Below are 8,779 nucleotides of genomic sequence, written 5' to 3'. Positions count from 1 at the left end.
TACACCCTACACCCTACACCATCTCTTCCCCCACTCCCCTATCAATTAAATTTAACCCGTGGTAATTTTTTCTCCGCGAATGGATAAATCTAATAACTCAATTGGATGATAAAGGGGCATAGTTTTCCCCTGTAACTCCAAATGTTTCTTAATTTGTAAAGAACAACCCGGATTAGGTGAAGCAATTAATTTAGCCCCAGTATTCACCAAATTCTCAGCTTTTTGCTGTCCCAACTCATCCGCAACTTCCGGCTGTAACATATTATAAACTCCCGCACTACCACAACATAAGGCAGCATCGATAGGTTCGCGCAATGTCACCCCCGGAATTTTTTTAAGAAGTTGACGCGGTTGCACCGATATTTTCTGTCCGTGTAATAAATGACACGCATCTTGATAAACGATGGGTAATTCCCCATCAGTCAAGGGAGAAAGTTTGCTGGTTAAGCCTACTTCCGCGAGAAATTCTTGTACATCTCGGACTTGATTAGAAAACTGTTTCGCCTTTTCCCGATAGTCTGGATCGTCTTGTAAAATATGACCATATTCTTTCAAAGTATGGCCACAACCTGCCGCATTAATAATGATAAAATCCACGTTAGTATCGGCAAAACTATCAATCATTTGACGGGCGATCGCCTGGGCTTGATTTTCTTGTCCTTGGTGCGCGGGTAAAGCCGCACAACAGCCTTGAGATTTGGGAATCACCACTTCACAACCATTCGCCGTTAAAACTCGCGCTGTAGCTTCATTAACTGGAGAGAAAAATAGCCGTTGTACGCAGCCCAAAATCATCCCCACCCGATAGCGTTTTTCCCCTTTTGCCGGAATTACTTCTGGCAATTCTTGGGTTAAAGACTTCAGATTTACTTCTGGTAAAATAGACTCCATTGCCGCCAATTGGGGCGAGATTTTTTTCATAATCCCGCTAGACCTGACCAGCTTTTGTCCCCCAAATTTTTGATACAGATAAAGGGGAAATAATAAAGGTTTTAGCCGGTTAGGATAGGGGAACAGATTAAAGATGAGATTCCGCAACAACTTATCCGGCAGCGATCGCTCGACATTTCGTTCCACCTGGGGACGAGTTGCCGCAATTAAATCACCGTATTGTACCCCAGAAGGACAAGTGCTGACACAGGCTAAACAGCCCAAACAACTATCAAAATGTTGAGAAGTAATCGGATTTAAATCCGCTTCTCCTTGATTAATCGCATCCATCAGATAAATGCGACCACGGGGTGAGTCCATTTCTTTACCCAACACCCGATAACTGGGACAAGTAGATAAACAAAATCCACAATGGACGCAAGTATCAATTAAACTCGGATCCGGCGGATGTTTCGCATCAAATCCGTTTTCCTGAATTACTTTCTTTTCGGCATTTTCGGCGATCGTTCGATTTTCTGATGTTTGCATATTTGATTTGTTGGTGGTTGTTTGTTGTTGGGTAGGGATTCTTTGGGTAGGGATTCTTTTGTTGATGTTTTATAATTATCAATCATCAATTATCAATTAAATGCCGCAGATAAATCGATTCGGGCTTAAAACATTCTGCGGATCGAATTGATGTTTAATCCCTTGCATCAGTGGGAGAGCATTACCAGAATATCCCCAAATATCGACTTGTTGTTTCAATTCTTGGGATGCCGATAAAATTGTCAAAAATCCGGCATGATTTTCACAAATTTTTCTCAAATTTAATAATACAGATTTAGAGGCCGATTCCTCCGATAACCGTAAGCGACCTAAGCCGCTATTGGCATGAATTACCCCAAACCCTTGAACTTTTTCTATAGTGGCTACCGCTGCCGTCGGTCTTACTCCTATTTTGCATAAAATTGACTCATTTGAATCATTTTCTTCAATGATTTTTTTCAATCGTTGCCATAAAGTAGCTTCCGAGTCGTTGCTATAGGAAATTCCCTTTAAGCCTAATTTTTCTCCTACGGCTAATAATCGTTCAGATTGTTCGGCGACACTTTCTGGGACATTAGAAAATTTGGCCAATAATCCCATACCGCTACCTATATCTAAGGTTTCGACAATTGAGGCGGAAAGAATATCTAAGGCAACGGGGGTTAAAGCGGAAGAACGCACCGTTTGACTGGCTTGATTAATGGCAGCAGAGTCACCAGTTAATAAAACGGTTTGGGACGCGGCTTGCAGGGGATAGAGGCGAAATGTCACTTGGGAAATAATCCCTAATGTGCCGAAGGATCCGGTTAATAATTTCATCAAATCATATCCCGCTACATTTTTGACGACTCTTCCCCCGGCTTTGGTAAGCTGACCATCAGCCCGGACAAAGGAAATACCGAGTAATTGGTCGCGGACGCTGTTATAACGCTGTCGCAGGGATCCAGTGTCAGCAGTGGCAACAATGCCCCCAATAGTGGCGCGATCGCTGTAACTGGGATCGAGGGCGAGAAATTGCCCCGTAGCCGCTAAAATTTTTTGCAGTTCGGCATATTTCATCCCTGCTTGTACCGTCACCGTCAAGTCCCCACTGGCATGATCGATTAGTTGATTCATCCGTGCGGTACTAACTACTATATTGATATCTTTGGGAATACCGCCCCAATGCAGTTTGCTGCCGGAACCACAGGGCAAGATCCGCCATTGGTTTTGTCTGGCAAGGCTGACAACTGTTCCCAGTTGTTCTGGGGTTTGGGGATAAACAATGCAGCTTGGTGGCGGATCCAGGAATAAGTTTTCCGGTTGCCAAGGGCTGACAGCCCCTACACCGACAATGTTTTCCAGTTGTTGAGTCAGTTCTTGAGTAAGTTCTTGAGCGATCGCATTCATCTGATTTATACAATTTGTGGTAAGTTAACTATTCAATATTTTTTGAGGGCGGTCAAAGGGGGGGTGAAATTATTTTAACAAAACCGCGAAATTCCCCATCCCTCTATAGGGTGGGGATGGATAGCGGGGAAAAGTTAGGGGGTCGTACCGCCTAACTTTTCCAATCTACCGCCTGATTGGTTACAAATATAATCTTTGACTATTTGTAATGGAGCGCCGCCACAGGAAACGATACACTTAGAATCATGCCACAATGCAAGCCTTACCCCAATAATACTTATCAATTTCTGACTTGTACTTTTCTCTCAAGACTCTACTACTTGCAGATTTTAGAGATGCCACTAGATTGGAGATATTGTTGTCTGGATGCAAGTCTACCAACCGATGAACACGATCGGGTTCTCCGTTGCAATCTTCTAGCTTTGATGAATTTGCCGTTCTCTTGGTCAGCGTTCCCTAGCGCCGGAAACCGGCGCGGGGTCTGACCGCGTTTTGTCGCTCAAAAACCCCCTTCATATCCGAAATCATAGATTTAGTAAGCACTTTACGTCTGTACTTGGTTACAAAAACGATGTGCAGGTGAATGGAGAAAACAACGTGCGCTCCACTACCTAGATTAGTCATAGAATTTTCTAGTCATGTTCGGCAATTGTGCTACAGTAATTGTAGACTAAAATGCTAGTCACAAACCAAAGGGGGTGAGCAACGCTTGGCCACAAGACGACAGACATTTCGACTGTACCCAAATAAAACCCAAGAAAACAAATTATTTGAAGCGCGTCGCCATCATGCTTACTTGTATAATGCTTGCGTTGCTCACCGTCGCTATGAGTGGAGAGCGAATAAGAAAAATGTCACTTATTTTGAACAGCAGAATTGTCTACCAGATTTCAAAAAAGAATGGGTTGAATTCGCTTATATCCACTCCCAATCCTTGCAAGCCACAGTGAAACGGGTTGATTTAGCTTATGGTGCATTCTTTCAAGGTTTGAGGGGATTGCCTAAGTTTAAATCAATTCGTGACTACTCTGGCTGGACTTATCCAGCTAAATCCGGGTGGAAAGTTAACAGTAATGGCAAGAATGGTAACGTTACCCTTAATGATTTAGGTATCACGATTAAAATGCGTGGCCAAGCTAAACAGTGGGGAACTCTTACTACTTTAACCATTGTGTATAAACCAAGCAGAAATCAATGGTTTGCATCCATAACCGTTGAGCTTCCCACCGTTGAATCTAAATTTGGTTCAAAATCAGACTTGAGTTATGAATCAATCATTGCTTTTGATTTGGGAACTGAAACAGCTATAACTCTCTACGATGGAGAGAGTTTTATCGAAATAGAAAATCCCCGTTTCACTCAAAAAGTGGAACGGGTAATCAAGCAGAAATCTAAGGCTTTGCGCCGTAAAGTTGCGCCAAACAGGAACAAAAACGTTAAAGGTTCTAGACGCTGGAAGAAAGATAGGAAACAAATATCTAAGCTACAAAGAAAAGTTGCTAACCAGCGTTCAGATTGGCAACATAAAGTCACGTCAGAGATTGCTAATCGTTATGACATCGGCGTGAGTGAGCAACTTAATACCAAAGGTATGACGCGCAAAGCTAAAAAGGGTAGTAAACGTAAAAAGCAAAAATCTGGATTGAATAAATCCATCCTTTCAGTTGGTTTTGGAACGCTCAATAAAATGATTGCTGACAAAATCGAACAGAAAGGTGGTTTGATGCTAATGCTACCTACAAAACAAATAAAACCATCACAGAGATGTCCTGAGTGCGGGGCAGTTCATAAGCATTGGGCAGAGTTATCAAATCGATATCATACCTGCGATGCTTGTGGGTTTGAAATACCTCGCGATAAAGGTTCTGTGATGGTCATGTATAATGTTGCAACGTTGAAGCAACCGGGGCTTGGAACGAGCCTCGAAGACTGTAGATGTCTAAGCTCTAGCAATTTGACTGGAAAGCGTAAGCATACTGGTTCGATGCGGCAACTTGGGCAGAAGAAACGTCAAAAATCTTGTCGTAATTCGGATGGGAATTTAGAAACCCCGTCCGTCTATACAGCGGGGTAGTTCATATGGAAGTCAGGGAATAATGCCCGGAAAATTTATTGTTTTAGAAGGGGTGGAAGGCAGCGGCAAAACCACCCAACTGCAACGGTTACAGCAATGGTTATCCCCCCAATGGCCCAAAGAAGTGGTCATCACTCGCGAACCAGGAGGGACTCAACTCGGTGGGGAACTGCGACAAATTTTATTGGCCCACCGGGACGGGGAACCAATGCAAGAAAGGGCTGAATTATTATTGTATGCGGCAGACCGCGCCCAGCACGTCGAAGGCTGGATTAAACCGCAATTAGCAGCCGGGGCAATGGTGTTGTGCGATCGCTACACCGACTCTACTGTGGCTTATCAAGGCTATGGACGAGGCTTATCATTAGAACTAATTTCACAAATTAATCAATTAGCGACCAACGGACTGACCAGCGACCTGACGATCTGGCTAGATATTGATGTAGAAATTGGTTTAGCCAGAGCCAAAAAACGCAGCACCCTTGATCGTTTTGAGCAAGCAAACATTGAATTTCATCGTCGGATTCAAACTGGCTACCAAGCCTTAGCGAAAGCTAATCCTCAGCGGATTATGCGAGTAGATGCATCCCGATCGATTGAAGCAGTGACTACGCAACTTCAAGACATCTTGAAGAAATTTTTAAATTTAGATTAAATCCAGGGAAATTATCATGCATTTGCCAGGGGTGATGGAATTTTGCTAGATATTCACCTGATTCATCAGATAAATTCAATCAAAATAGCTTAAATCTACGCCACTTGACGCCACTTGACGCCACTTGACGCCACTTGCTCTACTTGGGGAGACCCCAAGACCGCAGTGGCTTCTTCACTTGGGGAGACCCCAAGACCGCACTGGCTTCTCTACTTGGGGAGACCCCAAGACCCGTTCATGGTTCGCCAGTTGTTCATGGGGGTTTCCCCCAAGACCACACCGGCTCACCGCAGTGGCTTCTTTACTTGGGGAACCCCCAAGATCGCAGTGGCTTCGGAATCCCTTCTGGTCATTAGCCAAAATTGAATCGAGGTGATTAATCCAGAGCGGCAAGTCTTTGGTGACGATTTCCCAAATGATATCTAAATTAATCTCGAAATCTGTTTGATTTAAATAAGTTCTGATGCTGATAATTTTTTGCCAAGGAATCCCTGATAACTGGGCTTGGCGTTCCGGGGAAATATTGACCGCTGCTTCGACAATGAGTTCCAAGCATTCCACCATTGAGCTTGCCAATATTCGATTAATTTGCAGGTCGGTTTTTTGGCGATTTCGCGCTAAAAAAACCGCTTCTTTCGCCGCATCTAACATATGAGATAATCCGATGGTTTCATCAATAAACATCTCAGTTCTCTACTTAGTCTACAAATCAGAACATTTTTCTATGCTAACATTTTTATCCATCATCTTTATCCATCATGTTGATCCATCATCTTTATCCATCATCAATCGGGGATATCCGTTGGATAGCCCCTACTGGATCGGCAGGACTGAGCAGAAATTTTCTGGATTAGAAGCTTTGAGGCACGGCATCCCAACAATCAGAACAGGGAGCTAACCAATTCCGCAGGAAATAATAACTAGAGGTCAAAAACTCATCCACAACCTGACTGCTGCGTAATACACTAGAATCACTGGGAATTAAATCAAATAAGTCAGGATATCGTGGTTGTTTTGGACAGAATTTATTAGATAAATTCCAGGCGCTGGGAATCACCGTAATTGTTTCGCTTCGTTGCCCAAGCTTAACTTTCAAAGTTTTTTCTAAGGTTAACTTAACTCGTCCGACATCAAGGGGCGAAGAGATGATAATTACCTGATAATTACTGATTCCGCGAGATTGAATATAGACATTAATCGCTTCACTGGTTTGTTTGACGTTGAATGTGTTGTCAAATATTTGGTTTAAATCAAATATATCAGCCCGGGCAATTCCTAGGGTAATCAATTGATCTCTAATCAGGTCAAATTCTGAAGGAATTCTTTCGGTTTCTGATGCCGGTTTTTTTCGCGAAGCGATCAGTACGCTGTCCGGCCTATTTCTCTGGTATTCTTGGGAGGTTTGCAACAGGCGATCGCTCATCTCAAATATTTGCTGGCCTGGTTGATAAGCACCTCCGGGTTCCGTGACGCTATTGGCCAACATCACAATCAATCTACTTTGATTAGGCAGGGCGGTATAATTAGGATTATTGGGGCAGATTTGTGCATGATTAAGATTTGACCGAATAATCGAATATTCTAGTCTTTCAGAAATCCAATTTACACTAGAAAAAAGCACAATAATTAGTAATGAAACTACCAAATACTTGAGATTTTTAGGAACATTTTTTTCTTGGGCTTTAGTCGTAATAATAATTAATAATACCACAGATAACCCAATGGGCTTTAAAGGAAATGAAATCACACTCCAAATGGTAGATATCGACTGATCGTTGGGAAAAACAATTCCTAAGATGATTAAAACAAATAGCAAAATGGGCAGCAGCCACTTAACGTTGACTTGTGGCACCAATTGAACCAATACATACCAAATTAAGTAAGCCAGTAAAACTAAAATTACCAGCCGAGTTACAATTTCAAACATTCTGTGATGTCCTTCGCCGATAGTTTTTGATAAAAATCTTTATAAAAATATGTAATTCTTTAAAAAATCTAAAGAAATTTAATGTACAATACATATCAAGAGGATTTAAGGCAGGGCTAGAGGCTTGAGCCATGATATCTGTACGATCGCACCTGATGATTTATGCGTTTGAAACAGACAATAACCGACTCAATGTTCCAGATCGGGCTTTCATCTCCTTAGAGACTTCAGCTTTTAAAGAACCCATATAGAACCGAAATTTTTCAGAATTGCTACATCTTCACGAAACAAGTTCAGAGAAATTGTCATCAGCGATCGCTCATTGGCTAAGGACTGTCCCCTTAGCCCAACCGCAAACCTCCATAAAACCTAATCACCGAGGAGAAATGAACATTAATCATTTGCTAAGACTTTACGAAAAAGGACACAGAGAATTTAGTCATCTCCATCTCGACGGAGCCAACTTAAGCCATGTCTCTTTGATCCAGGTTAACCTAACTGGCGCAACCCTAACCAGGGCGGATCTTTCTCGTTCCTTCCTCACTAAGTCTAATCTCAATCAGGCGTCTTTAACCCAAGCCAATTTAAGTTTTATTAAAATGAATGACGGTCAATTCATTAACAGCGATTTGACCAAAGCAAATCTTAGTGGGGCTTTATTGATCAAAAGCCTGATGATGGGAGCCCAAATGAGTGGCGCGAATTTAACCGGGGCGAATCTGCGGGGAGCCGATCTGCGGGATGTCAACCTTTGTAGTGCCAATCTTCAAGGGGCTAACCTACGGGGGGTCGATTTGCGGGGCGCCGACTTGCGCTGGGCCAATCTCTATTGTGCCCGCTTAAGTGGGGCAAAACTGGATGGCGCCCTGCTTCATGGGGTGAATCTCAGTGGCGCCTATTTAAATGGCGTGAATCTTCAAGAAGTGGAGTTAAATGGCGTGAATCTGATGAACGCCAAACTCAGTGCGGCTAATCTACAAGGAGCAAAATTGGTCGCCTGCAATCTCCGAGAGGCCAAGCTTAGAGGCGCGAATTTCAGCGGGGCTAACCTGACCGGCGCCGATTTGACCGGGGCTGACATGAATCAAGCGAATTTATCCAAGACCAATTTTACGCGGGCTTGTATGAGTAAGGTCAACTTGACTGATGCCAATGTTCTCAATGCCATCATTGATGAAACTGCGTTGAATAGATCGCTGCTCACGGATACGATTAAAAAGTGCTTATCTTCGATTCACTCGGAAACAACAGCGATCGGAACCTGACGGTTATTTGTTGTCTGTTACTTGTTATTTGTTAGTGCGATTCGTTCAGG

Annotated in this window: 7 protein-coding genes and 1 pseudogene; 3 read left to right on the top strand and 5 right to left on the bottom strand. The window is 43.0% G+C overall.

The window, feature by feature from the left end:
- Positions 1 to 51: 51 nt before the first annotated feature.
- The 3 genes and pseudogenes from AM228_RS21120 to AM228_RS30050 form a co-directional block, all read right to left on the bottom strand.
- Complete coding sequence (locus tag AM228_RS21120) at positions 52 to 1,419, bottom strand: (Fe-S)-binding protein (protein ID WP_054468933.1); 1,368 nt, start codon at positions 1,417 to 1,419, stop codon at positions 52 to 54.
- A 96-nt stretch (positions 1,420 to 1,515) separates the two neighbouring features.
- Positions 1,516 to 2,808: an FAD-binding oxidoreductase gene (locus AM228_RS21115; RefSeq protein WP_054468932.1), complete on the bottom strand. Its 1,293-nt coding sequence runs from the start codon at positions 2,806 to 2,808 to the stop codon at positions 1,516 to 1,518.
- 243 nt (positions 2,809 to 3,051) lie between these two features.
- Positions 3,052 to 3,432 (bottom strand): annotated as a pseudogene (locus AM228_RS30050) (transposase).
- 85 nt (positions 3,433 to 3,517) lie between these two features.
- Between AM228_RS30050 and AM228_RS21110 the strand changes: the two are divergent.
- Positions 3,518 to 4,882 (top strand): RNA-guided endonuclease TnpB family protein, encoded by a 1,365-nt coding sequence (locus AM228_RS21110; protein WP_190878222.1) that lies wholly within the window; start codon positions 3,518 to 3,520, stop codon positions 4,880 to 4,882.
- A gap of 22 nt (positions 4,883 to 4,904) precedes the next feature.
- On the top strand, positions 4,905 to 5,537 hold the full coding sequence (gene tmk / locus AM228_RS21105) for a dTMP kinase (protein WP_054468931.1): 633 nt from the start codon (positions 4,905 to 4,907) through the stop codon (positions 5,535 to 5,537).
- A gap of 174 nt (positions 5,538 to 5,711) precedes the next feature.
- On the opposite strand, the gene AM228_RS21100 is transcribed toward tmk, so the two are convergent.
- A complete protein-coding gene (locus AM228_RS21100) occupies positions 5,712 to 6,221 on the bottom strand; it encodes a DUF86 domain-containing protein (RefSeq protein ID WP_054468930.1) in 510 nt (169 codons plus the stop codon).
- Between the two features lie 166 nt (positions 6,222 to 6,387).
- On the bottom strand, positions 6,388 to 7,464 hold the full coding sequence (locus AM228_RS21095; protein WP_054468929.1) for an ElyC/SanA/YdcF family protein: 1,077 nt from the start codon (positions 7,462 to 7,464) through the stop codon (positions 6,388 to 6,390).
- A gap of 386 nt (positions 7,465 to 7,850) precedes the next feature.
- On the opposite strand from AM228_RS21095, the gene AM228_RS21090 reads away from it, so the two are divergent.
- Positions 7,851 to 8,729, top strand: a complete 879-nt coding sequence (locus AM228_RS21090; protein ID WP_054468928.1) for a pentapeptide repeat-containing protein — start codon at positions 7,851 to 7,853, stop codon at positions 8,727 to 8,729.
- Positions 8,730 to 8,779: the final 50 nt, after the last annotated feature.

The organism is Planktothricoides sp. SR001 (genome assembly GCF_001276715.1).
Lineage (GTDB): Bacteria > Cyanobacteriota > Cyanobacteriia > Cyanobacteriales > Laspinemataceae > Planktothricoides > Planktothricoides raciborskii.
The sequence above is the reverse complement of the archived record's forward strand: the minus strand, read 5'-3'. Positions and strand labels throughout refer to the sequence as shown.

Bases quoted from the DNA above. Each gene is read 5' to 3' on its own strand.
- AM228_RS21100 (WP_054468930.1), bottom strand. From the start codon at position 6,221: ATGTTTATTGATGAAACCATCGGATTATCTCATATGTTAGATGCGGCG.
- AM228_RS21115 (WP_054468932.1), bottom strand. From the start codon at position 2,808: ATGAATGCGATCGCTCAAGAACTTACTCAAGAACTGACTCAACAACTG.
- AM228_RS21120 (WP_054468933.1), bottom strand. From the start codon at position 1,419: ATGCAAACATCAGAAAATCGAACGATCGCCGAAAATGCCGAAAAGAAA.
- tmk (WP_054468931.1), top strand. From the start codon at position 4,905: ATGCCCGGAAAATTTATTGTTTTAGAAGGGGTGGAAGGCAGCGGCAAA.
- AM228_RS21095 (WP_054468929.1), bottom strand. From the start codon at position 7,464: ATGTTTGAAATTGTAACTCGGCTGGTAATTTTAGTTTTACTGGCTTAC.
- AM228_RS21090 (WP_054468928.1), top strand. From the start codon at position 7,851: ATGAACATTAATCATTTGCTAAGACTTTACGAAAAAGGACACAGAGAA.